24 protein-coding genes, 1 pseudogene and 1 riboswitch are annotated in these 24877 nt (G+C 63.4%); of the genes and pseudogenes, 13 read left to right on the top strand and 12 right to left on the bottom strand.

Going from position 1 to position 24877, the window contains the following annotated elements; translation table 11 throughout:
- Positions 1-27 precede the first annotated feature (27 nt).
- Both CN933_RS10915 and CN933_RS10910 read right to left on the bottom strand, forming a co-directional pair.
- Complete coding sequence (locus CN933_RS10915) at positions 28-555, bottom strand: hypothetical protein (protein ID WP_102761492.1); 528 nt, start codon at positions 553-555, stop codon at positions 28-30.
- Between the two features lie 77 nt (positions 556-632).
- Positions 633-1460, bottom strand: coding sequence for an alpha/beta fold hydrolase (locus CN933_RS10910; RefSeq protein ID WP_102761748.1), 828 nt, complete (start codon positions 1458-1460; stop codon positions 633-635).
- A gap of 148 nt (positions 1461-1608) precedes the next feature.
- On the opposite strand from CN933_RS10910, the gene CN933_RS10905 reads away from it, so the two are divergent.
- From CN933_RS10905 to CN933_RS10845, 11 genes are all read left to right on the top strand, one after another.
- Positions 1609-2598, top strand: coding sequence for a GlxA family transcriptional regulator (locus CN933_RS10905; protein ID WP_102761491.1), 990 nt, complete (start codon positions 1609-1611; stop codon positions 2596-2598).
- Between the two features lie 544 nt (positions 2599-3142).
- Complete coding sequence (locus tag CN933_RS31480; protein WP_164866746.1) at positions 3143-3541, top strand: hypothetical protein; 399 nt, start codon at positions 3143-3145, stop codon at positions 3539-3541.
- A 256-nt stretch (positions 3542-3797) separates the two neighbouring features.
- Positions 3798-4742, top strand: coding sequence for a TAXI family TRAP transporter solute-binding subunit (locus CN933_RS10895; RefSeq protein WP_102761489.1), 945 nt, complete (start codon positions 3798-3800; stop codon positions 4740-4742).
- A 111-nt stretch (positions 4743-4853) separates the two neighbouring features.
- On the top strand, positions 4854-6968 hold the full coding sequence (locus tag CN933_RS10890; RefSeq protein WP_102761488.1) for a TRAP transporter permease: 2115 nt from the start codon (positions 4854-4856) through the stop codon (positions 6966-6968).
- Positions 6965-7339, top strand: coding sequence for a DUF1850 domain-containing protein (locus tag CN933_RS10885; protein ID WP_018095989.1), 375 nt, complete (start codon positions 6965-6967; stop codon positions 7337-7339). The genes CN933_RS10890 and CN933_RS10885 overlap by 4 nt, the downstream gene beginning before the upstream one ends.
- Before the next feature lie 162 nt (positions 7340-7501).
- A riboswitch (cobalamin riboswitch) is annotated at positions 7502-7731 on the top strand.
- 169 nt (positions 7732-7900) lie between these two features.
- Positions 7901-8968: an ABC transporter substrate-binding protein gene (locus CN933_RS10880; RefSeq protein ID WP_102761487.1), complete on the top strand. Its 1068-nt coding sequence runs from the start codon at positions 7901-7903 to the stop codon at positions 8966-8968.
- Positions 8965-10008: a FecCD family ABC transporter permease gene (locus tag CN933_RS10875; protein ID WP_102761486.1), complete on the top strand. Its 1044-nt coding sequence runs from the start codon at positions 8965-8967 to the stop codon at positions 10006-10008. The genes CN933_RS10880 and CN933_RS10875 overlap by 4 nt, the downstream gene beginning before the upstream one ends.
- Positions 10005-10805, top strand: coding sequence for an ABC transporter ATP-binding protein (locus CN933_RS10870; protein WP_102761485.1), 801 nt, complete (start codon positions 10005-10007; stop codon positions 10803-10805). Before CN933_RS10875 ends, CN933_RS10870 begins: the two co-directional genes overlap by 4 nt.
- Before the next feature lie 3 nt (positions 10806-10808).
- Positions 10809-11597, top strand: a complete 789-nt coding sequence (locus CN933_RS10865) for a class I SAM-dependent methyltransferase (RefSeq protein ID WP_102761484.1) — start codon at positions 10809-10811, stop codon at positions 11595-11597.
- A 596-nt stretch (positions 11598-12193) separates the two neighbouring features.
- The gene (locus CN933_RS10850) at positions 12194-12592 is read left to right on the top strand and encodes a hypothetical protein (protein ID WP_010974988.1); all 399 of its coding nucleotides are present in this window, start codon (positions 12194-12196) and stop codon (positions 12590-12592) included.
- 176 nt (positions 12593-12768) lie between these two features.
- Entirely contained in the window at positions 12769-12954 is a 186-nt protein-coding gene (locus CN933_RS10845; RefSeq protein WP_018095983.1) for a hypothetical protein, read from the top strand.
- 3 nt (positions 12955-12957) lie between these two features.
- Here CN933_RS10845 and CN933_RS10840 read toward each other — a convergent pair whose 3' ends face one another.
- The gene (locus tag CN933_RS10840) at positions 12958-13404 is read right to left on the bottom strand and encodes a PPC domain-containing DNA-binding protein (protein ID WP_018095982.1); all 447 of its coding nucleotides are present in this window, start codon (positions 13402-13404) and stop codon (positions 12958-12960) included.
- A 103-nt stretch (positions 13405-13507) separates the two neighbouring features.
- Positions 13508-14078: pseudogene (locus tag CN933_RS10835) on the bottom strand (dioxygenase family protein).
- A gap of 263 nt (positions 14079-14341) precedes the next feature.
- Between CN933_RS10835 and CN933_RS10830 the strand changes: the two are divergent.
- A complete protein-coding gene (locus CN933_RS10830) occupies positions 14342-14551 on the top strand; it encodes a dodecin (RefSeq protein ID WP_102761482.1) in 210 nt (69 codons plus the stop codon).
- 58 nt (positions 14552-14609) lie between these two features.
- Here the strand turns inward: CN933_RS10830 and CN933_RS31475 are convergent, their stop codons facing one another.
- Positions 14610-14867: a hypothetical protein gene (locus CN933_RS31475; RefSeq protein ID WP_180980704.1), complete on the bottom strand. Its 258-nt coding sequence runs from the start codon at positions 14865-14867 to the stop codon at positions 14610-14612.
- A gap of 206 nt (positions 14868-15073) precedes the next feature.
- Between CN933_RS31475 and CN933_RS10825 the strand changes: the two genes are divergently transcribed.
- Complete coding sequence (locus tag CN933_RS10825; protein ID WP_102761481.1) at positions 15074-16453, top strand: alanine/glycine:cation symporter family protein; 1380 nt, start codon at positions 15074-15076, stop codon at positions 16451-16453.
- A 60-nt stretch (positions 16454-16513) separates the two neighbouring features.
- On the opposite strand, the gene CN933_RS10820 is transcribed toward CN933_RS10825, so the two are convergent.
- From CN933_RS10820 to CN933_RS10790, 7 genes are all read right to left on the bottom strand, one after another.
- Positions 16514-16882 (bottom strand): RidA family protein, encoded by a 369-nt coding sequence (locus CN933_RS10820; protein WP_100670960.1) that lies wholly within the window; start codon positions 16880-16882, stop codon positions 16514-16516.
- Positions 16883-16959: 77 nt separating this feature from the next.
- Positions 16960-18255 carry an NAD(P)/FAD-dependent oxidoreductase gene (locus CN933_RS10815; protein ID WP_102761480.1) on the bottom strand — a complete coding sequence of 432 codons (1296 nt, stop codon included), beginning with the start codon at positions 18253-18255 and terminating at the stop codon, positions 16960-16962.
- A gap of 54 nt (positions 18256-18309) precedes the next feature.
- Complete coding sequence (locus tag CN933_RS10810; RefSeq protein WP_102761479.1) at positions 18310-19875, bottom strand: ABC transporter substrate-binding protein; 1566 nt, start codon at positions 19873-19875, stop codon at positions 18310-18312.
- On the bottom strand, positions 19872-21239 hold the full coding sequence (locus CN933_RS10805; protein ID WP_102761478.1) for an MmgE/PrpD family protein: 1368 nt from the start codon (positions 21237-21239) through the stop codon (positions 19872-19874). Before CN933_RS10805 ends, CN933_RS10810 begins: the two co-directional genes overlap by 4 nt.
- Positions 21240-21264: 25 nt before the next feature.
- Positions 21265-23037, bottom strand: a complete 1773-nt coding sequence (locus CN933_RS10800; RefSeq protein WP_102761477.1) for an ABC transporter ATP-binding protein — start codon at positions 23035-23037, stop codon at positions 21265-21267.
- Complete coding sequence (locus CN933_RS10795) at positions 23037-23918, bottom strand: ABC transporter permease (protein WP_018095972.1); 882 nt, start codon at positions 23916-23918, stop codon at positions 23037-23039. The genes CN933_RS10800 and CN933_RS10795 overlap by 1 nt, the downstream gene beginning before the upstream one ends.
- Positions 23915-24856: an ABC transporter permease gene (locus tag CN933_RS10790; RefSeq protein WP_026168699.1), complete on the bottom strand. Its 942-nt coding sequence runs from the start codon at positions 24854-24856 to the stop codon at positions 23915-23917. The genes CN933_RS10795 and CN933_RS10790 overlap by 4 nt, the downstream gene beginning before the upstream one ends.
- Between the last annotated feature and the right edge of the window lie 21 nt (positions 24857-24877).

Below are 24877 nucleotides of genomic sequence, written 5' to 3'. Positions count from 1 at the left end.
AAACTACGCACTGCCGACGGAAAACCGCTACGCACTTTTCCTGGACCTCGGGCGCACGGGCAGCGGCAACGCCGCCCGTCGCGACCCGATGACCGCCGTTGCGCCGAGCACCATGCTTGCCGCCAGCAACAGGGCTTGCGCAGCGACGAAGGGCGCCTCGGTTTGCGTCGGCGCCATCGGCTGCAGCACCGGAACCTTGAGGAAGCTCTGCACGATAAGAACGAAGAGGTTGAGATAGAGCGCGAATGTCGCGCTCACCACATAGGCCGGCCGCGCCCAGCCGCGGAGCGTGAAGGCATAAAGCGCGGCAAAGGCGATGACGAGAGTGAGGACGGAAATCGCCCCGACCACCAGTGCGGGCGTGATCCCACTGAAGGGAAAGAGGAAGCCGGTGATGCTGGTGGCCGCGGTGGTGACGAGGAAAACTGCGTGCCAATGGCCGAGCCAGCGGCCGGCGGCGAGCGCCGGCAGGGCGACGAGGCCGCTCGCAATGCCAATCAGACTGACGGCGACATGCAGGGCAAGAAGGGTCTCGATGGAAAATCCGGGGATCATAGCGCATCTCCTGGAGGCAGGGGGACGAAGCTGGGGGAGGGCGACGGCACCGCCGCCGCGCCTCGCCGGCGTTGAAGTCAAGCTTCGATGAATTCGAGCAGGTCGGCGTTGAAGCGGTCCTGATAGGTCTGCGTCAGGCCATGATCGGCACCCTCGTAGACCTTCAGCACGGCATGTTTGACGATCTTGACGGTCGAAAGCGCAGAGGCGCCGATCGGCACGATCTGGTCGTCGTCGCCGTGGAGGACCAGGGTCGGCTTGTCGAACTTCGCCAGGTCGGCATTGAAGTCGCTTTCCGAGAAGGCGCGGATGCTGTCGAGCTGGCCCTTGAGGCCGCCCATCATGCCCTGCAGCCAGAAGCTCTCGCGGATTCCCTCCGAGATGGCGGCACCCTCGCGATTGTAGCCGTAAAAGGGGATCGTCAGATCCCTGAAGAATTGCGAGCGGTCGTCATAGGTGCCCTTGCGAATGCCATCGAAGACGTCGATCGGCAGGCCGCCGGGGTTGGCCTCGGTTTTCAGCATGAGCGGCGGCACCGCGCCGATCAGCGCCACCTTCGCTACGCGCCCGGTGCCGTGCCGGCCGACGTAGCGGGTAACCTCGCCGCCGCCTGTCGAATGCCCGACAAGGATCACGTTGCGCAAGTCCAGCGCCTCGATCAGTTCGGCAAGGTCGTCGGCGTACTGGTCCATTGTGTTGTTGTCCCAGACCTGGTCAGAACGGCCGTGGCTGCGGCGGTCGTGGGCGATGACGCGATAGCCCTTGTTTGCAAAGAAGACCATCTGCGCATCCCATACGTCGGCCGTGAGCGGCCAGCCATGGGAGAAGAGGACGGGTTGAGCATTGCGCGAGCCCCAGTCCTTGTAGAAGATGCGGGTGCCGTCCCTGGTGGTGATCGTAGCCATTTTCTTCATCCTTTCAGCGGGTTGGAAGACTGCCGGGTGGGGTGCCTTACTTGTCGCGCCCCGTGCTTGAAGATTTAGGCCGATTGCGAAATGATCGGGATTGGCGGATCGGACATTAGGCGGGCCGAAACCGACAAAGAGGGGCGACATGGCGAAGGGACGAGCACTGCCAGCGAGAGCCGAGATCGGCCTCATGCTTTATCCGGGTTGCCAGATGGCGATGGTCCACGGCATGACGGATCTCATCGGCATAGCCGGTCAATTCTCCGCCGAGCGCGGCGGACCGGTGGCGCGAGTCAGTCACTGGCGGCTTCAGGACGACGGCTGTCTTGCACGATGTTTCGACACCCATCCCGAACTCGGGTTCCGGGAGGCGCCGGAGATCCTGCTTGTCCCCGGCCGGCTGACGGGACCGATGGAAGCAGAGGAGGCAGCGCCCTATGCGCGCTGGCTGCTCGACCGGCATGCCCAGGGGGCGACGCTGGCATCGTCTTGCGGCGGGACTTTCGTGCTTGCGGCGACGGGCCTGCTCAAGGGTCGCCCGGCGACGACGCACTGGCTGTTCGCCAACGCCTTCCGCGATCGTTTCCCCGACGTCCGGCTCGATCCGGACAAGATCGTCATCGAGGACGGCGACATCATCACAGCCGGCGGCCTCATGGCGTGGACGGACCTCGGCATGCGCCTCGTGGACCGCCTGTTCGGTCCGACGGTGACGGTCGAGACCGGGCGCTTCCTGCTCATCGATCCGGCCGGACGCGAGCAGCGGCACTATTCCAGCTTTTCGCCGCGTCTCAATCACGGCGACGAGGCGATCCTCAAGGTGCAGCATTGGCTGCAGGCGCGCGAGGCCCGCGCCGTCAGTGTCGCGGAGATGGCCAAAGTGGTGGCGATGGAGGAGCGCACGTTCCTGCGCCGCTTCAAGGCGGCGACAGGTATGAAGCCGATCGAATATGCGCAGCATCTGCGCGTCGGCAAGGCGCGTGAGCTCCTGGAGTTCACCAAACGCTCGGTCGAACAGATCGCCTGGACCGTCGGCTATGAGGATGCGGCAGCTTTCCGCAAGCTGTTCCATCGCATCGTCGGGCTGTCGCCGGGCGACTACCGGCACCGTTTCGCCGTAGCGGCTGCCGGATAGTCTGCGCGCAGGACGGCGGCGTGCCGGCGTCGCTTTTTCGCGCCCGCGGCTGCGGAACAAAATTTCGTCTGAAGAATTAACAGGTGTCGCTTCTGTCCCCCAGCGACATTCAGGACCCCAACCTGTTGCAGTGCCCGCGTCGTCCCCTGCGCGGGCACTCGCATGTCTGCGAAACGATTCCCGCCCTCGGTTGACGACGCAAGCGGGACCCCGCAAAGCGGCGAGGCCCCGCCTCAAGTGTCGCTGAAAAGATCTAGGTCCTTGTATAGGTGGGAAGCCAGGAAGCTAGAGTGCCATCCGCGCCCATCTATAGGACCTTGGTCCGACCCCCTAAGGGCAAAGGTCCTAGACCCGTTGCCAGCTGAGTCTCAGGGTACATATTGCAGCATTCGCGCCGCGGGAGCCTGGAGCGGAACAGTGTGCGGTCTGCCGCCGGCATTTCTGCTCTGGCTCCTTGCACGATCACGTTCCATGATTTTGGGTCAACGGGGCCTAAAGTCATCGTGATCTCGGCAGGGGAACAACTCAACGATGGATCTCTCCCATGGCATTGTCGGACTACGGACGGAACAACACTGTCTCTGAAACCTGTTTCAGAACGATCACCCACCCGTTGACGAACCTGATCTGCATTATCGTGGCCGTGTCGATCGCCGTTTTCGCGAGCGTACCGACAGGCATTCCCCCATACGTGCTCGCGCCGATCAGCTTCATGATGGTGATCCTGATCGACCCTGCAGAAATTGCATCTAGATTGAAAGCCCACTCCGCAAGACGGGACGCCACGGTTGGCCGCTCGGAATCGGCCGCCGGAGGCTGGCAGGCCAGGGGAAACGGTTGGAGCCTGACATTGCAACGCAAACGCGGCCTGACGGGAGGAGCGGCTCGGTCGAATATCGCCGCCGCTGCAAGGGGACGCGCGGCCGACAGCTGCCGCCGCTGAAATCGTATCGCGTCGCCGGACGCGCGGCGCTTGCGCAGGAATTTGTCCGAAGCCAGCGGAAGGCGGATTGTCGCCGATTGCTGCGGGGCACCGGCAAGATCCGCCCGCATCGGCGAAGTTGTCGATTGCGCTTCCACAAAATCAATCATTTAGAGTTAGCCGATCTCTTGCTAGTGTAACGCCGCGGCCCCTTTCCGGAGGAACGGTCTTCCGCGCCAGATTTGAATGATTGGGAGGAATCTCTGTGAATCGAACATTGAAACGCGCCGCCATCGCGGCGATCGCAAGTGCGTCCATCACCCTTTCCGCGGCTTCGACAGGCGCAGCCGAGTTCATCAACGTCCTGACTGGCGGCACTTCCGGGGTGTACTACCCGCTCGGCGTCGCGCTTTCGAAGATCTATGGCGACAAGATCGAGGGCGTACGCACGCAGGTGCAGGCGACCAAGGCTTCGGTCGAGAACCTCAACCTCTTGCAGCAGGGGCGCGGCGAGATCGCCTTTTCGCTCGGCGATTCGGTCAAGCTTGCCTGGGAAGGCAATACGGATGCCGGTTTCAAGGCACCGCTCGACAAGCTGCGCGGTATCGCCGCCATCTATCCGAACTATATCCAGATCATGGCGTCGAAGGAGTCGGGCATCAAGACCGTCGCCGATCTCAAGGGCAAGAGCCTTTCCGTCGGCGCACCGAAGTCGGGCACGGAATTGAATGCCCGGGCGATCCTCGGCGCCGCAGGCATGAGTTATGACGACCTCGGCAAGACCGAATACCTGCCCTTCGCCGAATCGGTGGAGCTGATGAAGAACCGGCAGCTCGATGCGACGCTGCAGTCGGCCGGCCTCGGCGTCTCTTCGTTCAAGGACCTGGCGACCTCGCTCGACGTGCAGATGGTCGCCGTCCCCGAAGAGATCGCCACCAAGCTCGGCGCGCCTTACATCGCCGCGACCGTCCCCGCCGGCACCTACCAGGGGCAGGACAGCGATGTGCAGACGGTCGCCGTCGTCAACTTTCTCGTCACCCATTCGGAGGTTTCCGACGAAACCGCCTATCAGATGACGAAGCAGCTCTTCGAGAACATCCCCGCCCTGACGGCGGCTCACAAGGCGGCGGAGAATATCCGCACCGAGGATGCGCTCAAGGGAATGCCTATTCCTCTGCATCCGGGGGCGGAGCGCTACTATAAGGAAAAGGGTCTGCTCTGACCCATGTCGCCCGAAACCGTAAAGCGGTTTTAAGGCGACAGGCAGACACCCTGAAGCGCGTCGCGGAATTCGGTTGAATGCGACGGGCTTCAGGAATTCGGGGGAGGAATCATGATCCACAATACCAATGAACAAAGCGCAACTGCGTCGGCCGAACTGCACCGGCACGACGCGTTGACCCGGGCGTTTCCGGCGACATGGGACGGACGGATCCTGTTTGCCATCGCGCTTGCCTTTTCAGTGTTCCAGATCGCCACCGCGGCGCATCTCGTCGATTTCGCGAGCCAGATCGTGCGCGTGGTGCACGTCGGCTTTGTCACGGTTCTCGTCTTTCCCCTGCTGGCGACGCTCGCAGGCCGCGGCACGGTTGCAAAAATCTTCGCCTGGAGCCTTGCTTTCCTTGGCGCAGCGGTCGCCTTCTACCAGTGTTACGAATATGCGGAACTCTTGGTGCGTGCCGGCGATCCACTGCCGCGCGACATCTTCTTCGGGGTGGTCGCGCTCGCCGTCGTCTTTGCCGCGGCCTGGGCGCTGATGGGGCCGGCCCTGCCGATCATTTCCGGCGTGTTCCTGGCCTATTGCCTTTTGGGTGAGTATCTGCCGCCGCCGTTCGACCACCGCGGCTACGACTTTTCGCAGGTGATCGACCATATGGCCTATGGCACGGAAGGCATCTACGGCATCCCGACCTTCGTCTCCTCGACCTATATTTTCCTTTTCATCCTGTTTGGCGCCTTCCTCGAAAAGGCCGGCATGATCCGGCTCTTCAACGATGTCTCGTTGAGTTTGGTCGGCGACAGGCGCGGCGGAGCCGCGAAGGTGGCGATCATTTCTTCGGGCCTGATGGGCACCATTTCGGGTTCCGGCGTCGCGAATGTCGTCACGACCGGGCAGTTCACCATCCCGCTGATGAAAAAGTTCGGCTATCGGGCGGCCTTTGCAGGCGGCGTCGAGGCAACGGCCTCGATGGGCGGGCAGATCATGCCGCCTGTCATGGGCGCGGTCGCCTTCATCATGGCCGAGACGCTCGGCGTCGAATATTACGAGATCGTCAAGGCGGCGGTCATACCGGCGATCCTCTATTTCGCGTCGGCCTTCTGGATCGTCCATCTCGAAGCCGGCAAGCACGGGCTGCTCGGCCTGCCCAAGGACCAGCTGCCTTCGGCCAAGGCGGCAATCCTCGAACAATGGCATCTGATCCTGCCGCTCGCCGCGCTCGTCTGGCTGCTGTTCTCCGGCTATACGCCGCTTTTCGCCGGTACGGTCGGCCTCGCCTTCACCGGCCTTCTGATCCTCGGCAGTTCGCTCGTACTCGGCCTTCCCGCCGGTCTCATACGCATCATCTTCTGGGTCGGCCTCGGGCTGGTGGCGGCCGCCTTCTTCCAGTTCGGCATCGGCATGATCGTCGCAGCGCTGGCGCTGCTGATTGCCGGCAACGCCTTCCTGAAGGGCGGCCGGGAGACCCTGGTGATATGTCGCGACGCGCTTGCCGAAGGGGCGAAGACGGCCCTTCCTGTGGCGATCGCCTGCGCGCTCGTCGGCGTGATCATCGGTACGATGACGCTGACCGGAGCGGCCAATACCTTCGGCCAGTTCATCGTCTCGGTCGGGGGCAAAAGCCTGTTTCTGTCGCTGCTTCTGACGATGGTCACCTGCCTCGTGCTCGGCATGGGCATACCGACGATCCCGAACTACATCATCACCTCATCGATCGCCGGGCCCGCGCTTCTGGAACTCGGGGTACCGCTTATCGTCAGCCACATGTTCGTCTTCTATTTCGGGATTCTTGCCGACCTGACGCCTCCGGTGGCGCTCGCCTGCTTCGCGGCAGCACCGATCGCGCGTGAAGGCGGGCTGAAGATCTCGATCCAGGCGATCAAGGTGGCGGCGGCCGGTTTCGTCATCCCGTTCATGGCCGTTTATTCGCCGGCGCTGATGCTGCAGGATGGCGGCGCGATGGCCGCATCGGTGGGCTATCCGGTTGCCGTCGCCTATATCGTCGTCAAGACCGGTCTGGCGATCGCGCTCTGGGGTGCCGCCGTGGTGGGCTTCGCCGCAGTCCGGCTCGGGGTTTTCGAGCGGGTGCTCGCGGCCGCGGCCGCCTTCACGTTGCTGGCGGCGCTGCCGATCACCGATGAGGTCGGCTTTGCACTCTCCGCGCTCTTCGCCTTCGTGATCTGGCGGCGCGCCCGCCAGGCTGGCCGGCAGACGGCGAAACCGGCATGAGCGCGCTTGCCTGCATCATCGGCGGCAAGGCTGTCGCCGTTGCTGCGGGTGTCTTCACCCTCGGCTGGACCCATTCGGTCGAGAAGACCGAATGGCAGGAGCGTTGGGCCGTCACGGCCGAGGGTCTCGTTCTCGAGGAGGCGCGCGTGCAGGGTTCGGGGGCGGGAATGGAGCCGGGAGACAATGCCCGTCGCCAGGGCCGCTGGTGGGTCTGGAAGCCCGACCTGCCGCCGCTTCCCGAGCTGGTCCTGGCCGCCTCCGGAGCGACCGTCTCCGGCTGGACGCTTTGCGACACCGGCGGCTGCCGCGAACTCGCGGCGCAAAGCCGGGAACCAATCGTCCTGCGGCCATGCGATGGCCCAAAGCCATAATGGCCGATGCCGATCTGGCGGCACCGGTTGAAGGCTCATCGGAACAGTCCGGTACGCTTATGAAATGGTATTACATAACTTTTTGTTGACGAGCGTAATAACATAACATATTGAACCCCTGTGCAGCGGCGTCGCGTTTCACCTTGACCGGAGGCTGCATTCTAAATTAACTGAGCCTGACGGTTCCCCTACCCGTGAGGTGGAGGGGATTAATAGGGAACACGGTGCGGACGACCCAAGAGGGACCAAAACCGTGGCTGCCCCCGCAACTGTAAGCGGATCGTCGTTCATCCTCGTGGCGCCCTGGCGCCAGCCACTGCGCGTTGCGCGGGAAGGCAGATGAGCGATTTCTGTCCGTGAGCCAGGAGACCTGCCGTCAAATCAGATCCAACGTCACGGGCGGGGATGCCCGGAACAGGAGCAAGCCATGACCATCTTTCGCGCCTTGCGGCGCACGCTTTCGTCAGTTTCCCCGAGATCCAGCCGTCACACGTCCGATCGAACCCGATCGGCAGACTGACGATCACGGCCGCATAGCGGCCTCACATTCGGGGACCATTCATGAACAGCTTTTGGAAACGACCGCTCATTGTCGGTCTCATCACCTTTTCCGCAGGCGCAGCGGCTCTTGACCGTCCCGCCTTCGCTGCCGAGACGATCTATCCGCTGACACTCGAGAACTGTGGACGGCAGATCACCTTCGACAAGACGCCGACGCGCACCGTCTCGATCGGCCAGAGCAGCACCGAGATCCTCTATCTGCTCGGCCTTGCGGACAGGGTCGCCGGCACCGCCCTCTGGGTCGGCCCCGTCCTTGAAGGTTACGAGGAGGTCAACGCCAAGGTCGAGCGCCTGGCAGACAACGATCCGAGCTTCGAAAGCGTGCTTGCCAAGAAGCCGGACATGGTGGCGGTGCAATTTCAGTGGCAGGTCGGCCCGGAAGGCGTGGTCGCGCGGCCGGAGCAGTTCGAGGAGCTCGGCATTCCGGTCTACACATCGCCTTCGGATTGCACCGGCAAGGAGAATTCGGCGGCGAGCGACGGCGTGCGCCGGCAGGTCTTCACCATGGATCTCGTCTATCGGGAAATTCGCGAGCTGGCGCAGATTTACGATGTTCAGGACAAGGGCGAGAAGGTCGTGGCCGAGCTGAAAAGCCGAGAAGAGGCGGCGCGCGCCAAGGTCGCCTCGGCCGGGGACAAACTCTCGGCGGTCTTCTGGTTCTCCAGCGCTGCCGATGCCGACCCCTATGTCGCCGGCAGGAACGGCGCACCCGGCTACATAATGGCGGCGCTCCGCATCGAAAACATCATCGACACAGAGGACGAATGGCCGACGGTCGGCTGGGAAACCATCGCCAAGGCCGAGCCGACCATGATCGTTGCCGGTTCCATGGAGCGTCGACGCTACCCGCTCGACAGCCTCGACGCCAAACTCGAATTCCTGAAGACCGATCCCGTGGCGAGCCTCATGCCGGCAGTCGCCAAAGGCTATGTGTTCGACATGGATGCGCAGGCGATGAACCCGACGATCCGCACGATCGAAGGCATCGAAGCGCTGGCGGATGCCATCGCCGAGGCCGGACTTGCGCCCAAGGCTGGGCCGGCTTCCAAGGGTGGGTTCGGCAAGTGAGCCGCGTGCTGACCCTGGCCGGGCGAACGGGGACGGGACGCGTCGGCGCGGCCATCGCCGCGCTCGTGATCCTGTTCGCGGCACTCTGGATGGGCGCTGCGATCGGCGAAACGGCGATCCCGTTCAAGACCGTTGCGCAGACGGTCGCGAATCGGCTGTGGAACGCCGGCTATCCGCTAGCCCCGATCGACGAGGGCATCATCTGGAGCTACCGACTGAGCCGGGCGGTCGTGGCCGCTTCCTGCGGGGCGGCGCTTGCGCTCTCCGGAGCCGTGCTGCAATCGCTGCTGCGCAATCCGCTCGCCGATCCCTATATTCTCGGCATCTCCGCCGGCGCCTCGACAGGCGCGGTCAGCGTCGCCATCCTCGGTGTGGGTGCCGGGATGCTGACGCTGCCGCTCGGCGCCTTCATCGGCGCGCTGGTCGCTTTCGTCCTGGTGAGCCTGCTGGCGGTGAAGGCCGGCCGCGGCACCGCGGCGATCATCCTGGCAGGTGTGGCGGGGTCACAGCTCTTCAACGCACTGACCTCCTTCATCGTCACCAAGGCGGCCACGGCCGAGCAGGCGCGCGGCATCATGTTCTGGCTGCTTGGCAACCTTTCGGGCGTGCGCTGGCCGGATGCCTGGCTCGCCGTGCCGGCGACGCTTCTCGGTCTCGTCGTCTGTCTCTGGCATGCCCGTCCCCTCGACGCGTTTACCTTCGGGTCGGAATCGGCCGCCTCGCTCGGCATCTCGGTCAGGCGAACCTATTTCGCGCTCGTCGGCGTCTCGGCGATGATGACGGCGGTGATGGTATCCATCATCGGGTCGATCGGTTTCGTCGGCCTCGTCATCCCCCATGCGGCCCGCATGCTCGTCGGCGTCCGTCACGGTGTCCTGCTGCCGGCTGCGGCGCTCATCGGCGCCGTGTTCATGATCCTCGCGGACATACTGTCGCGCGTTCTCATTCCCGGCCAGGTCCTGCCGATCGGCGTGATCACGGCGCTCGTCGGCGCTCCGGCCTTCGCGTTGATACTCGGACAAAGGAGGGACCGCGCATGACGCTTTCGGCGCGCGGGGTTTCATGGTCGGCCGGCGGGGTGGACATACTGAAGGAGGTTTCCCTCACGGTCGAGACGGGAGAGTTCCTCGGCATCATCGGCCCGAACGGTTCCGGCAAGACGAGCCTGATGTCGCTCATATCGGGCATCCGCAAGCCGAAGAAGGGGGAGGTGCTACTGGACGGTTCTCCGATCGGGACGCTCGGACGCCGCACGGTCGCGCAAAGGCTCGCTCTGGTCGAGCAGCAGGCCGACACCGGCGAGAGGATCACCGCGCGCCAGGCGGTCGAGCTCGGCCGCACGCCTTATCTCGGGCCGCTTTCGCCCTGGTCGCCGGAGGACGATGCGATCGTCGAGGCGGCGCTCGAAAACGTGGATATGGCGCATCTTGCCGATCGCCTGTGGCACACGCTCTCCGGCGGCGAGCGGCAAAGGCTGCACATTGCTCGGGCGCTGGCGCAGCAATCGAAGATCCTGCTTCTCGACGAGCCGACCAACCATCTCGACATCGGTCATCAGATCAGCCTGCTCGACCTCGTTCGCCGCCAGGCCCTGACGGTGGTCGCAGCGCTCCACGATCTCAACCACGCCGCTATGTTCTGCGACCGGATCGCGGTGATGCAGGCCGGCCGGCTGGTGGCGCTCGGGCCTCCGCGGGAGGTACTGACGGTCGAGCGCATCCGCGCGGTGTTCGGGATCGAAGTCGAGGTCGAGCACGACTTCGATGGAAGCTGCTCCATCCGCTATCGCGCCAGACGCCCGCGTCCGCTTGCCGCAATCTCCGCCGTCGGAACCTGACCCATGGACATGCGCAACCACCACCTGAAGGAAGATATCCGCGAATACTGGTCGAAGCGGTCGGAAACGTTCGACCTCGCCTTCGGCCATCGCATCCCGCCGGGACCGGAGCTCGACGCCTGGGCGGCAGCGATGCGCAGCGCACTCGGGGCGAGGCCGCTGAAGGTTCTCGAACTCGCCTGCGGGACGGGGGAGGTGACCAACGTGCTCCTTTCGCTCGGCCACGAAGTGACGGCGCTCGATTTCTCCGAGGCCATGCTCGCGGTAGCGCGGCGCAAGCACGCAGGGAACGAAAGGGTTCGTTTCATTCTGGCCGATGCCGAGCACACGATGGAGCCGGACGAGACCTATGATGCCGTGGTCTGCCGGCATCTCGTCTGGACGCTGACGGAGCCGGAGCAGGCTTTCGCCGAATGGTTCCGCCTGCTGAAACCGGGCGGAAGGCTGCTCGTCTTCGACGGGGACTGGTCGAAACCGACGCCACTCGGCCGTCTGGCGTCTGTCGCGGTGGCTGCCCTCGAGCGGATCATCGGCCATGACCCGCATTACGACGGCGCCATGAGCGAACGCCACGCAAAGATCATGGAGCGTCTGCCCTTTGGCGATGGCCTCACCGTCGAAAGACTTCTTCCCTTGATCGAAGAGGCGGGATTCCAGAACATAGAGTTGCCGTCCCGCCGCCCGATCGCGGCGGCCCAGCGCAGGAATGCTGATCTCAGGAACAGGCTGAGGACATTCCTCTACCGCAGGTTCTTCCTCGTCTGCTCGCGGCCTTCGGGAGATTCATTTTGAGTTTATGACGGCTGCCGCGGGATGGACAATGGCGTTGAAGCTCTGGTCGGATTTGTCGGAACGCATGGCGATGCGCTTGAACTCCTTGAGTACCGACCGTGCGTCCGCTGCAAAGTGCTACAGCGACATTTGCGCGTCTCATAAGACGCGCGGCGCTGTAGGAGGCCTATCGGAGGGCTGCAATCTCTCCTCCCCCATCCCTGTGCTCGTCACAGGGATGAGAGCAGCGCCGCGTCCGCGGCGCGGGAAGCGCTCTTTCAGCCCAAGGACCTGGTCTGGCTGGATCCCAGTGACGAGCACAGGAAATCAAACAAGCCGCCGCGGGTGGCCCGAATCTTGACAGGCCTTAGGCCACGATGCTTTCAGGTGGGGCCCGGAACATGACCGTGATCGGTTCCATGAAGTTGAGACGCGGGATGCGGGTGGAAAACCGCATACACTTTTCCTCATCCCACTCCAAAGTCGCGGTTGCCTGGTCCGCCTGCTCGCCCCTCGTCAGATCCAATTTCACCCTCAAAAGGAACTCCCGGCCCCCGGCCGCCGTTTCCGGGTTGCTGTCTCTGACAAGTTGGGACCCAGACACGGAGGATGAGCATATGGCACAGGAAAAGCGACTCGGATCCACCATACCGCGCGGCGTGGTCGATACGAAGAACGGATCGGTAGGCGTTCCGGACCAGGCAAGCATGGAAGAGGAAGTCAGATCGTTGCGCGAGCAGGTCAATGCGCTGACCGAAAAGCTCTCCGATCTCGGCATCTATTCCGGCAGGGCCATCGCGGATACGGGCCGCAGGGCCGGCGAGATGGCAAGGGAACATCCCGCCTGGACGGCGCTCGCCGTAGTCGGTCTTCTGGGGCTGCTCATTGCAGGAACCAGCCGGCCCTATTGGCATTCGCGAAGCTCCTCGCGCATCGAGGACCTGATCGCCGATATCGAGGATCGGCTGAGCGATCTGAAGGGCCGTTATTGGTCAAGCGGCTGGCGGCCCTGGTGAAAATTGCACCCCTCCTGCCGGAGACGATGTGCGACTCTTGGAAAAGAGTCCTGCCGCAATCGGAAGATCCGGCGGCGGCATGCTTTGCGAGGAACCGATCGGTTTCTCGCTTGTTCGGTCTCCGTGTCGAAGGTTGACGGCGCGTGCCGGCCAGAAACAAGGAATGGAGCACCGAGATGGAACACAAATCGAACCGTGCCAAGACCAAGGGCGAAAGCGGCACCGCCAAGAAGAACCAACCGGGTCACGTTGGCGGCGACGGGACCCGCAAGGCTCAGGAATGGGGCGGCGGTTCCAAGGCTTCGAAAGGCGACATCAGTCGGGAAGACAAGCGCAACCCCAATTCGAGCGCAAAAAGCTGAGCCTCATTCAGCGTCGAGGTCGATGAGCGCTATCCCGAGTTCCGGTCGCTTGCGCCGGCGCAATCCAGTCGGGCTTTCGCGGATGATGACCTCCAGGGTCGGACGGACGCGACCCTCCAGAAGGTGCCCGCCACGGGTCGACCCGTCTTCCAACCCCAGAACCGCATGCAAATGCAGGCTCGGGCGGCCGGCTTCGTCGCGGGCAATGTCGCCGATCGCGCTCAGAACTTCCGATTGCTCAGCTACGGGGATCTTCCTGTAATTTCTGCTTTCGACACGGAAGAAGCCCACCGTCGCGCTGCTGAAGGCGCCGATCGCCGTCACCGATGCGCCGGCGATGCCCGCCTGCGCTGCGAAGGCCGAAATGGCCGAGAATGCTTCGTCGCCCTCCTCGAGTATGAGAATGAAGGTGCGTTCGCTCGCGTCTTGCGCCAAAAGTTTCTGCTTCATCAATTCGTCCTCGTCTCCGCCCGAACCTGTACGACGGCGATCTGTTCCGAATTCAGCGAAGCGCCGGATCGTTCATCCCGTGCCGGTCACCTCCGCGAGCGCGTCAGGCTACAAAATCGAAACGCCCGAACTTGCCGTCCTCCGTGTCGCGAATGTCAAGCAGCAGCGACGGCGTATAAAGGTGATCACGGTCGTTCTGAGGTTCGTTCGGGAAGAAGAGTTGCGTCGTCAGGACCACCGCGCCGGGACGGCGCACCCGAAAATGATAGTGACGGGTGCGGCCGGGATAGAGTGCCGGGACGATGGTGCTGAACCACCATCGCCCGCGTTCGTCGGTCATGTGGTGACCCCGCAGCCTGTAGCCGCGTGTATCGTAGGCGCCGGTTTCGTCCGCATGCCAGATTTCGACGAGACTGCCGCCAATCGGCCGGCAATTGCCGTCGAGCACGTAGCCGGCAATGGTGATGCGTTCGCCGTTCGGGGCGTCGCCGGAAAGTTCGTGCCTGAGCGGCGCATCGGGCTTGTAGAAAGGGCCCGCCGTCAGCGCGGGCGTCAGGTCGTCATCGTCGTCGCAGGCGGGCGTGAGCGGCAATGCGGGTCGCTGCGCGATCGGCGACGGGCAGGGCGGGCAAGGCCAGAAACGCCCTCAGCAGGGAACGTCGGGTCGGCAGCATGGTCGCCTCCTTCGTGGAGCGTTCGCGCGTCCTTGGCGGAGCGTCGCGTTCGGACATGGCCAGTGACACGAGCATAGAGCATTTTTCATTCCGAGGGCAGCCGGCCGCCTGGCGCGGCACAGGCCGATTTTCCCCGAACGCTGGCGGTTCGCGCCGAACGAGAGCATGATTGCCCCTGGCGGCGATCGCGCTGCCGTCCCTTGCCGCCCCCACAAGGAGACCCGGCGAGCCTGGAATCAACCTAGAAGCTTCAGGAGGAAACCGTGAGCGAGCACGTCTACAAGAAGATCGAGCTGATCGGCAGTTCGCCGAACTCGATAGACGAGGCCATCGAAGGCGCGATTTCGCGTGCTTCGAAGACGACCCGGAATCTCGACTGGTTCGAAGTGGACCAGGTCCGCGGCCAGATCGTGAATGGCAAGATCGCGCATTACCAGGTGGTGATGAAGGTGGGCTTCCGCATCGACGATTGAAGCGCGCGCGGCGCCGAGAGCGGGATTCGACGTTCCGCCCTGACTTGTTCTGCGGGTTTCAACTGCCTGCGATTGGAGAAGAGACGCCGGCACCGATGAGGAAGCCGGCGATGCGGGTGGTGGCCGCTGGGAAGGCCGGCTGAACCGGATGGGTATGTATGTTCGCGCGCCGAGTCCTGACAACTTCGAGCCGGCCGCGCGGCTTTCCCATGCCGATCTGCCGGCCATCATCAATTTCATAAATAAAAGCATTCGAACAATGAAATTCACCAACCTCGACTTCTATGTATGATCGCGGCTCCTGAGGGGCCTGCATGTACCTATCGCGCCTGACGAACCGGCTCCACGGGTACCGCCTGCGTGTTCGCAGACGGGGGACACCCAGGCGTCCTCGATCGAAATGAATCAAGGTGCCTGTGGCCCATGAACAAGACGGCTTGCAATATTCGTCGGTGAAGTTAGTCAGGCCGCAGGCGTGCGCAGGCTCGCGGAAAGACAGGCACCAGGGAGGAAAGCAGTCTCGTGGAAGCACTCAACCAATTTTTCAACTGGCTCAACGGCATCGTTTGGGGCGTGCCCATGATCGTGCTGATCATTGGCACCGGTCTGTATCTTCAGCTTCGCCTGGGCTTCATGCCGATCCGCAAAGTGGGCTACGGCTTCCGCATGATCTTGAAAAGCCGCAGGCCGGGGAGGGCCGCCGAAGGCGAGATTACGCCCTACGCCGCGCTGATGACGGCGCTCTCGGCCACCATCGGCACGGGCAACATCGCCGGCGTCGCTACCGCTATCGCGGTGGGCGGACCCGGTGCGCTGTTCTGGATGTGGATTACCGCCTTCGTCGGAATGGCGACGAAATACGCCGAGGTCGTCGTAGCGGTGAAATACCGCGAGGTCGACGACAAAGGCGAACACGCCGGCGGACCGATGTTCGCCATCAAGAATGGGCTCGGGAAGCACTGGCAATGGCTGGGCACCGCCTTTGCCATCTTCGGCGGACTGGCGGGTTTCGGTATCGGCAACATGGTCCAGGCCAACGGTATCGCCAGTGCGGTCGACAACGCCTTCGGCATCGAGACCTGGATCAGCGGCATCGTGATGACCGTCTTGACGGGTGCGGTGATTCTCGGCGGCATCAAGCGCATCGGCGCGGTGGCCGAGAAGGTCGTGCCCTTTATGGCGATCTTCTATCTCACCTGTGTGGTCGTCGTCCTGATCGTCTTTGCCGGCAACATCCCCGAGGCCATCGCCACCATCTTCACCCAGGCATTCAGTCCCACGGCGGCCACCGGCGGTTTCCTCGGCTCCACTGTACTGATGGCGATCCGCATGGGTGTGGCGCGCGGCATCTTCTCGAACGAGGCGGGCCTCGGTACCGCCGGTATCGCACAGGCTGCCGGCTCGACCGCCAATCCCGTTTTCTCCGGCGTCATCGGCATGATGGGGACGTTCATCGACACGATCATCGTCTGCACCCTGACAGGTCTGGCGATCATGGTGTCGGGCGTCTGGGCCTCGGGCGAAACCGGAGCTGTGCTGAGTTCTGCGGCCTTCGAAGCGGCGCTGCCCGGCTATGGGAATTATCTCGTGACCATTTCGCTGGCATTGTTCGCCTTCACGACGATCCTCGGCTGGGCCTATTATGCCGAGAAGTGCTGGGAATACCTGATCGGAACCGTGAGCGCGATACCGTTCCGCATCGTGTGGACCGTCGCGGTGTTCTTCGGCGCCACCCTCAGCCTCGACTTTGCCTGGCTGGTGGCCGACACGCTGAACGCACTGATGGCTATTCCCAACCTTATCTCGTTGCTGCTCCTGTCCCCGGTCATCGCCCAAATGACGCGTGACTACTTTGCCGAAGAAGGCGCCGCCACGGGAGCGTCGTCGCGCAGCCGGAGCTAGCTGGCCAAGCGTGCGTGCGGGAAGGTTCGCAAAGCGTTCCCGCACGCGCGCTGGCTTGCTCTAAAGCTCCATCACCTCCGCATCGCCGAAGGCTGCGGTCACCATGATCTCTACCCGCATGTCCGGGTCGCCGAGCTCGACGGCGCAGCAGCATCGGGTTGGCGGATTCTGCGGCGCCACCCATTCCTTCCAGACCGCATCCATGGCGGCAAAATCGGCCATGCTGGTAATCCAGACTTCGGCGGTCAGAAGGCGTGACTTGTCCGTGCCTGCGCGTGCAAGCAACTCGTCGATCTTCGCCAGCGTTTCCCGCGTCTGGGTGGCGACGTCACCGGCATTGTCGGAAAACTGGCCGGAGAGGTAACAGACGCCGTTGTATTTCACGAGGCGGCTTCTGCGTGCGTTCACGTCAAATCGTTCCACTTTCATGATCGGTTCTTCCCTTAGAGGACTTCCAGGAAAAGTGCGAATCGGCTTTCCGTCCGGAAGTGCGTCGTTCAAACTTTCTAGGCTTCCAGGCCCGCTTTGCGGCTCTCGATCGCCGAGACGATCTGGAAGCCAATGCTGCGGAAGGGTTCGGGGGCGATCAGGCTGGCCGTTCCCATCGCGCTGCTGACCTTTGCCGGATCGCCGGTGCCGAGCATCAGCTCGGCGAGATGCCGGCCGAGCATCGTGCCTTTCGCTATCCCGCTGCCATTACAACCGCCGGACGCGAAAAGGCCGTCATCGAGCTTGCCCCACCACGGCGCGCCATTCATGGTGAACGCCGTCGCGCCGCCCCAGACATATTCCAGGTCCACATGGCCCAAACCCGGCCACCGCCGAACAAAGCGGTCGCGCAACTTCGCCGACGCCTCCTCCACGGGCACTTCGTGCTCGTGGGCATAAAGGGAGCGCACCATGAGACGGTCGCGCCCGATACGCCGCAAAGTCGTCCCAAGCCGATGAGAGGGCAGGAGACCCCATGCCGGCGACTGGCCGAGATGGCCGAGGTCGGCCTCGGGGACCGGGCACGTCACCGCGGCATAGGTAAAGATCGTGGTCATGCGGAGCTTGAGATAGCCGAAACGCCGGATGAACCCGTTGTTTGCGAGAGCGACGTTTCGCGCGCGCACGACGCCGCCATCGGTCAGGAGCTCCCAGCTCCCGCCGTTCCGCTTCAATCGTTGGACCGCCGTATCTTCGTATAGATCGATGCCGTCCGGCAGGGAGTCGGCCAGGCCGCGAATGAGGGCTGCCGGTTGCAGCAAATAGGTGTCGTTCAGGTAGAGGCCGAAGCGGTAATAATCCGATCCGATGCGCTCGGCTATTTCGTTCCGCCCCAGCACCGTGTGGCTTATTCCGTTGGCTTTCGCGACTTCGACGACCTGTCTCAGCGAGGCCTCGCCGGCTTCCGTCGCCGCAGCGCGGATCGATCCGACTTTCTGCAGCTCGCATTCGATGCCGGCACCTGCAATCATGCTTTTGAGCCAGTCGAAGGCTTCCCTCATCAGAGCCGTTTGACGCCGCGCTTTCTCGGCGCCGGCAAGGGTGGCGGTGCGAGGCAGCACTTCGGACCCGGTGAAACCGGAATTGCGGGCCGAAGATCCTTCTCCGACGGATGATGCCTCGAGCACGGCAATCCTTGCCTGCGGATCGAGTTCACGGAGCCGGCGTGCGATCGCCAGGCCGGTGTAGCCGGCACCCACGATCGCATAATCGACGGTAAGGTCGCTCTGCAACGGGGAGCGGGGTGTGCGCTTCGGGAGCATTGCGTTCCAGCCGCATGGGCTGGAATAGATCGGGAAAATCTCTTTGGACATGATGGGTTCATCACACAATGATTTGGGCTGCGGTTTCCCGCAGCCCGTGGATTGTTATTCCGTGAAATGAGTGAGTTCGGTCACCAGCGGCCCGAGCGACATCGAGCCCTTGAAGTCGAAGCCCCAGTCCAGGTTCTTGCGCCGCGCCCAAACACCTGCGGTCTCGGTTATCGGAACCCCGCAGACCGCCTCGATGATCAGCCGCTGTGCTTCGTGCCACAGCTCCAGCTGCTTTTCCGGATCGGTTTCGACACGAGCTGCCTCGATCTGCTTGTCGGCCACGTCGCAATGGCTGAAGTTCGTCACGGCAGCGGGCGATCCGATGGCGCTGTTCGAATGGAAGAACTGGCTGAGATAGACATCCGCTACCGGGAAGCGAGCCGCGCCATAGGTCACGAGCGGGCTCAGGTCCTGGCGGATCATCTGGTGCCAGGTGGCGTGCTCGACCGGTTGCAGCTCGAGATTGAAGCCTGCCTCTCGAAGCTGAGCCTGAAGGATCTGGTTCGAGGATTCATAGCTCGGCAGCTGGCTCGAGATCATCTTGACCGTGATGCCGTCCGGATGGCCTGCCTCGGCAAGCAGTGCCTTGGCCTTTTCCGCATCGAAGGTTACCAGGCCGTTGTCTTCGGTGTAGCCGAGATTGTTCGAGGGAATGACCGACTTTCCCACGCGGGTGAATTCGGATCCGCGATAGGCGGCGACACGGCTCGGATCCACGGCGTGGGCCAAGGCACGACGGACCCGGATGTCGTCGAACGGCGCCTTCTTGGTGTTGATGTGCAGCACGGTCAATTCGGCTGGATCGAAGATGTCCACGGTGGTGCCGTCGACCGCCAGGGTGCGTTTCAGCCAATTCGGGTCCGCAAGCCCTGTGGCCGCGTCGACTTCACCGGCGAGGAACGCCAGATCGCGCGCAGCCGCAGCATTGAGGAAGCGATACGTCACCTTCGTCAATTTCGGCGCGCCGCGGAAATAATCCTTGTGGGCACTGAAATGCACGGCCACGCCGGGCTCGATCGAGTCGAGCTGGAACGGACCGAAACCGACCGGACGGCGCGAGAAGCTCTCCGCCCGTTCTTCGTAGGCCTTCTTGCTGACGATGAAGCCGCCGGCATAGTTCGCCAACGGACCCAGCACGCTCGGAATGGCGTTCTTCAGCGTGATGCGTACGGTATAGGGATCGACTGCCTCGATCTTGTCGAAGGAGGCGTAGTCGGTGGCGAAGGCCGAACGCTCGGGATCCGCTGCCTTCTGCAGGCTGAAGACGACGTCCTCGGCGGTCACTTCACCATAGTTGTGGTGGAACTGGACACCCTTGCGCAGTTTGAAGGTCCAGACCAGCTTGTCGGGGCTGGATTCCCAGCTTTCGGCAAGGTCCGGTTCGATCGAGGCGGGGTCGGTCGTGCCGGGAGCGAAGCGGACCAGGCCGCCGAATATCCAGGCGACCAAGGTGCGGTCGGTGGTGCTCGCCGAATAATGAGGATCGAGATTGCCGATGTCGGCTGCTGCCGCGCCGAGAGTGAGCTCCGTCTTTGCGGCCATCGCCGGCAAGGGAGCGAGCGCGCTGCCAGCCATAATCGCCGCCAGGACCAGAGCCCTCGGGAACTTGAATTGCATCATTGCGCTACCTCCTTGATTAGCATGATGTTGCGTTTGTTCAGATTGTATTGGCGAGGGTTCAGCACGGAGAAAAGCGGCCCAAAGCCATGGTCCAGAATCCCGTCGAGTGCCGGGAGAATGTCGTTCAGCCAGCCGGAGTCGACGCTTGCCGCGCCGATCCTGCGGAATTTCTCTTTCACCTGTTCGCGCGACATCGGGTTGGCGACGTCGCCGAGCGGGTGGAGGACGGTGGCGGTCTGCGGACCTCCACCCTGATCGATGATCACGCGGCAGGGCGTGCCCCCGGGGAACGAGCCGGCAAAGTCCTCATGCGCTACCAGCTCGATGCGGCCGGCGAGATCGAGCACGTCCGGATCCTGCAACCGGTTCGGATCGACGGGTTGCAGGGCCGATGGCCCGTACAAGGCTGCCAGAGCGCAGCTGAAGTAGAAGCTGTATTGCCCGGCTTCGAGCGATTTCGGCGTGCGGGCGTTCGAAAGCCTCAGTCCCTGCGGAAACGTCTCGATCCGAAGGCTGCGGATCGCCTTGCCGGGCTGGTGCAACTGGACAACCGCGTCGATTGCAGCGTGCATGTACCGGCAGCAGGCATAGGGTTTGAGGTAACACTGCTGCAGCCACCAGCTCTGCCCGAGGCCGCCGGTCAGGACTTCGCGGTCGAAATGCGAGGGCCTGTCCAGAAGGTCGAGGGGGCCGGTCGCTCCGGCGCGTGCGCGATAGGCGCCGGTCAGCCCCGCCGTCACCGCCGGCGGGATCGCCTCCTTCACGGTGGTTCCCTGATATTTCGAGCTGCCGGTCGGGAAGCTTATGGGCCCCTCGGCCCCGGCAATGGCCATTGCATTTGCAAGCTGTCCGGCGGTCAAGCCGAGCAGTCGTCCGGCAGCAGCGGCAGCTCCGTAGCCCACCCAGCGGCCACTGCTGTAGGTGTCGATGGTCGAGGTGGGACGAGACGACGCCACGCGCAGCGCGACGTCGTAACCGAGTACGATCGCGCTCATGATCTGCTCGTCGCTCGAGCCCGACGCCTGCCCCACGGCCAAGGCCGCGGGGATGACGCCTGCTCCGGCGTGACCGGCGGCACCGCGGTGGCCGTCGTCGATGTCGAGGGCGCTGGCCGCCGCGGCATTGGCCATGGCCGCTCCGGCGGGCGAAAGATTGATGTCGGTCAGCCAGACTGCCGCCGGTCCGGTTCCGTACAGATCGACGGCGGCTTCGCGGGCGGCCGTCGCAAGAGGCGAGTGCAGGCCGGCGGCCGTCGCAGCCATCAGGTCGGCCAAGAGAAGCGACGCGGCTTCACGCGCCTGTCCGCCTATGTCTGCCGCCGGGCAGCCGGCGACAAAGGCTGCAAGCTCTTCGATCGTGTGCAAGTCGGTATTCCTTCTGCGTTGGAGGTCAGGTCGCACTGCGGATGAAGTGCCCTTCGGAGGCCATGGACCAGCGGGGGGCCGGGGCCTGATATGCGAGTGGCTTGATGGGACTGCGCGGCTGGGTGACGTCCACGCCCTGGGGCGGGCGCCGTCCGCGCTGGTCGGGATGGGTGATCGGGATGGCCGAAAGCAGGCGCCTGGTATATTCGTGGCCCGGCCGGCCGATAACGTCCTCGGTCTTGCCGATCTCGACGATCTCGCCGAAATACATGACCGCCACCCGATCGCAGATGCGTTCTACCGCGGCCATGTCATGGCTGATGAACAGATAGGAGACGCCGAATTCCTTCTGCAGGTCGATCATCAGGTCGATGATCTGGGCTTTGATCGCCACATCGAGCGCGGAGACCGCTTCGTCGGCGATGATGAGCTTCGGCGACATCGCCAGTGAGCGCGCGATGCAGATGCGCTGCCGTTGGCCGCCCGAGAATTCATGCGGCAGGCTCGAGGCGCGCGACGGGTCGAGGCCGACCCGCTCCATCAGCCATTGCATCTTCTCGAAGGCTTCGGCGCCCCTGGCGAGCCCATGGACCTGCATGGGCTCCATGATCGCAGAGCCGATCGTCTGCCGGGCATCGAGCGACCCGTAGGGATCCTGGAATATCATCTGCACGTCGCGCCGCATACGGGCGAGGCTCTGCGGATCGTCATAGTCCACGCGCTGCCCGCACACCCGCACATCGCCGGAACCGATCGGTGCGAGGTTTATGACGGCCTTGCCGATCGTCGACTTGCCGGAGCCGGACTCCCCCACCAGACCGAGCGTTTCGCCTTTCGTTATCGCGAGCGATGCACGTTCGACCGCGTGAACCATTCCCGTCAGGCGACCGAAGAATCCACTGCGTACGGGAAAGCGCACGGTGAGGTCGGTAACGTCGAGTACGGGCGTTTCGCCGGTGATCGAGGCCGGCACGCCTTGCACCGGCTGAGCAGGAACGCTGATCTCGCTGAGTTTTCCCACGAGGCTGGGAGCGGCTTCTATCAGGCTGCGGGTATAGGCGTCCTTCGGATTGGAGAAGACCTCGTGGACGGTGCCGCTTTCGATTTCGCGTCCCCGGCGCATGACCAGCACATTGTCTGCCAGCTCGGCGACGACGCCCATGTCATGCGTGATGAACAGAACCGCAGCGCCGGTCTCACGCTGAAGGTCTTTCAGCAGGGCCAGCGTCTGAGCCTGAACCGTCACGTCGAGTGCGGTCGTCGGCTCGTCGGCGATGATCAGCGCGGGATCGCAGGCGAGAGCCATGGCGATCATCACGCGCTGCCGCATTCCGCCGGAGAAGGTGTGCGGGTACTGGTGCATGCGCGCTTCCGGGTCGGGGATACGCACCTTCCGCAGCATCTCCAGTACGGCTTCCCTCAGCGCCGCACCTTTGAGCCCCCTATGGATGCGGATCACCTCGGCGAGCTGGTCGCCCACGCGCTGGACCGGGTTCAGCGACGTCATCGGCTCCTGGAAGATCATGCTGATCCGTCCGCCGCGCACCTGCCGCATTTCCGGTTCGGCCAGTGTCAGGAGGTCACGATCATCAAGCGTGATCGAGCCTCCGGCTCGTGCGACGCGCTCGGGCAGGAGCCGCATGATCGCAAGCGAGGTAACCGATTTTCCGGAGCCGGATTCTCCGACCAGCGCGAGAGTGCTCCCCGCAGCGATGTCGAAGCTGAGATCATGAACAACCGTGGTGCGACCGAAGGAGACGCTGAGATTGCGGACCGAAATGACAGGCTTCTTCTCCATCACGAGGCATCCTTAAGGCGGGGGTCGATGGCATCGCGCAGGCCATCGCCGATCAGGTTGAAGGCAAGGACCAGAAGCAGGATCGCCAAGCTGGGGACGAGTGCGAGATGGAAAGAGCTCAGTATGTTGTCGAACCCGTCGCGCACCATGCCGCCCCAGGTCGGTGTCGGCGGCGCCAGCCCCAGACCGATGAACGCCAAAGACGCTTCGGTGCGCACGGCAGTGGCCATCCACAGCGAGGCCATGACCATCACCTCGGGAAGGATCGCCGGCATGATGTGCCTGAACAGAATCCTCGGTCCCGAGAAGCCCATTGCCTGGCACGCCTGTACATATTCGCGGTCGCGCTGTGTAATCACGCCGGCACGGGCGATGCGTGCGAAAGCGGGCGTTGCCGTGAATGCGATCGCGATGATGATGTTGGTCAGCGTGGCGCCCATCAACGCCACGAGCGCGAGGCCGAGAATGAGCGAGGGAAAAGCCAGCACCACATCCATGATTTGCATGAAGACGATGTCTATGCGGCCGCCGACATAGCCGGCGATCATGCCGATCAACGTGCCGACGATCAGCGCCGTCAGGATGGCGAAGAACCCGATGGTCAGCGAGTATCGTGCGCCGTAGAGGATCCGCGACCAGATGTCTCGACCGAACTGATCGGCGCCCAGCCAGAAGTTTGCGCCCGGCTCGGCCAGCTGGTCCATGATGTTCTGACTTGCAGGATCGTGCGTCGCCAGCTGCGGCGCGAAGATCGCGGCCAGGACCAGCGCCAGAACGATGAGCATGCCGATCCAGGTCGATGCGTTCAATTGTGCGGCAAAATCACGAAAGGCGCTTCTGCGGCTGATCGGCCGTGAGGGTGTAACGGTGGCGTCGGTCATTTGTACTGCACCCTCGGATCGAGAAAGCCATAGGTCAGGTCGGTCAGCAGGTTCACGACGACGACCATCAGCGTGTAGATGACGATCATGCCTTGAAGCAGCGTGTAGTCCCGCTGCGTGAGTGCCGTGAGGATCAGCTTGCCCAGGCCGGGGCGCGAGAACACGATCTCCGTCAGAACCGAATTGCCGATCAGAATGCCGAGATAGAGCCCGACGACCGTGGTGATCGGGATCATGCAGTTTCCGAGAGCATGCCTCCAGATCACGGCGGCGGGGGTGGCACCCTTGGCGCGTGCCGTGCGCACGAAATCCTGATTGAGCACCTCCAGCATGGCCGAGCGGGTCACGCGGGTGATGTAGGCCATCATGATCAGTGCAAGCGCCAGTGTAGGCAGCGCCATTTGCCGAAGCCGGTCGGCTATCGTTTCACCGCTGCCTGCGCTGATGACGGGAAACCAGCGGAACTGGATCGCAAAAACCATCAGCAGTACGATTGCCGCGACAAAGGCCGGAAGCGAAAGGCCGAGCAGTGAGATGAAACGCAGAAGGTAGTCCGGGAGGCGATTGCGCCTTACGGCAGCCCAGACGCCGGCGGGAACGCCCAGCACCACGCCGAGGGCGAGTGCCGCGATAGTCAGCTCCATCGTATAGGGCAGAACTGCGAGAATTTCTTCCGAAACCGGCCGGCCGGTCACCATCGACTTGCCGAGGTCGCCCTGCACCGCTTGCAGGAGAAACTGGCCGTATTGCACGAGAACGGGCTGGTCGAGGCCGAGCCGGGCATGCAGGGCAGCGATGCTGGCCGGACTCGCCTGGTCTCCGAGAATGACGAGCGCCGGGTCCCCCGGCAGAACCCTCACGATCAGAAAAACCAGGGTAAGCACGCTGAACAGGGTCAGGATCGCGAACCCCAGGCGCTTGATCAGAAATGGCAGCATACACTCGCCCTTTGTCAGACC

This window comes from Sinorhizobium sp. M4_45 (assembly GCF_002885915.1).
Classification (GTDB): Bacteria; Pseudomonadota; Alphaproteobacteria; order Rhizobiales; family Rhizobiaceae; genus Sinorhizobium; species Sinorhizobium meliloti_A.
This window is presented reverse-complemented; position numbering and strand designations above follow the sequence as displayed.

Excerpts from the sequence above, each read along its gene's own strand:
- CN933_RS10915 (WP_102761492.1), bottom strand. The coding sequence starts at position 555 with ATGATCCCCGGATTTTCCATCGAGACCCTTCTTGCCCTGCATGTCGCC.
- CN933_RS10910 (WP_102761748.1), bottom strand. The coding sequence starts at position 1,460 with ATGGCTACGATCACCACCAGGGACGGCACCCGCATCTTCTACAAGGAC.
- CN933_RS10905 (WP_102761491.1), top strand. The coding sequence starts at position 1,609 with ATGGCGAAGGGACGAGCACTGCCAGCGAGAGCCGAGATCGGCCTCATG.
- CN933_RS31480 (WP_164866746.1), top strand. The coding sequence starts at position 3,143 with ATGGCATTGTCGGACTACGGACGGAACAACACTGTCTCTGAAACCTGT.
- CN933_RS10890 (WP_102761488.1), top strand. The coding sequence starts at position 4,854 with ATGATCCACAATACCAATGAACAAAGCGCAACTGCGTCGGCCGAACTG.
- CN933_RS10885 (WP_018095989.1), top strand. The coding sequence starts at position 6,965 with ATGAGCGCGCTTGCCTGCATCATCGGCGGCAAGGCTGTCGCCGTTGCT.
- CN933_RS10880 (WP_102761487.1), top strand. The coding sequence starts at position 7,901 with ATGAACAGCTTTTGGAAACGACCGCTCATTGTCGGTCTCATCACCTTT.
- CN933_RS10870 (WP_102761485.1), top strand. The coding sequence starts at position 10,005 with ATGACGCTTTCGGCGCGCGGGGTTTCATGGTCGGCCGGCGGGGTGGAC.
- CN933_RS10865 (WP_102761484.1), top strand. The coding sequence starts at position 10,809 with ATGGACATGCGCAACCACCACCTGAAGGAAGATATCCGCGAATACTGG.
- CN933_RS10850 (WP_010974988.1), top strand. The coding sequence starts at position 12,194 with ATGGCACAGGAAAAGCGACTCGGATCCACCATACCGCGCGGCGTGGTC.
- CN933_RS10845 (WP_018095983.1), top strand. The coding sequence starts at position 12,769 with ATGGAACACAAATCGAACCGTGCCAAGACCAAGGGCGAAAGCGGCACC.
- CN933_RS10840 (WP_018095982.1), bottom strand. The coding sequence starts at position 13,404 with ATGAAGCAGAAACTTTTGGCGCAAGACGCGAGCGAACGCACCTTCATT.
- CN933_RS31475 (WP_180980704.1), bottom strand. The coding sequence starts at position 14,867 with ATGCAGGCCCCTCAGGAGCCGCGATCATACATAGAAGTCGAGGTTGGT.
- CN933_RS10820 (WP_100670960.1), bottom strand. The coding sequence starts at position 16,882 with ATGAAAGTGGAACGATTTGACGTGAACGCACGCAGAAGCCGCCTCGTG.
- CN933_RS10815 (WP_102761480.1), bottom strand. The coding sequence starts at position 18,255 with ATGTCCAAAGAGATTTTCCCGATCTATTCCAGCCCATGCGGCTGGAAC.
- CN933_RS10810 (WP_102761479.1), bottom strand. The coding sequence starts at position 19,875 with ATGATGCAATTCAAGTTCCCGAGGGCTCTGGTCCTGGCGGCGATTATG.
- CN933_RS10800 (WP_102761477.1), bottom strand. The coding sequence starts at position 23,037 with ATGGAGAAGAAGCCTGTCATTTCGGTCCGCAATCTCAGCGTCTCCTTC.
- CN933_RS10795 (WP_018095972.1), bottom strand. The coding sequence starts at position 23,918 with ATGACCGACGCCACCGTTACACCCTCACGGCCGATCAGCCGCAGAAGC.
- CN933_RS10790 (WP_026168699.1), bottom strand. The coding sequence starts at position 24,856 with ATGCTGCCATTTCTGATCAAGCGCCTGGGGTTCGCGATCCTGACCCTG.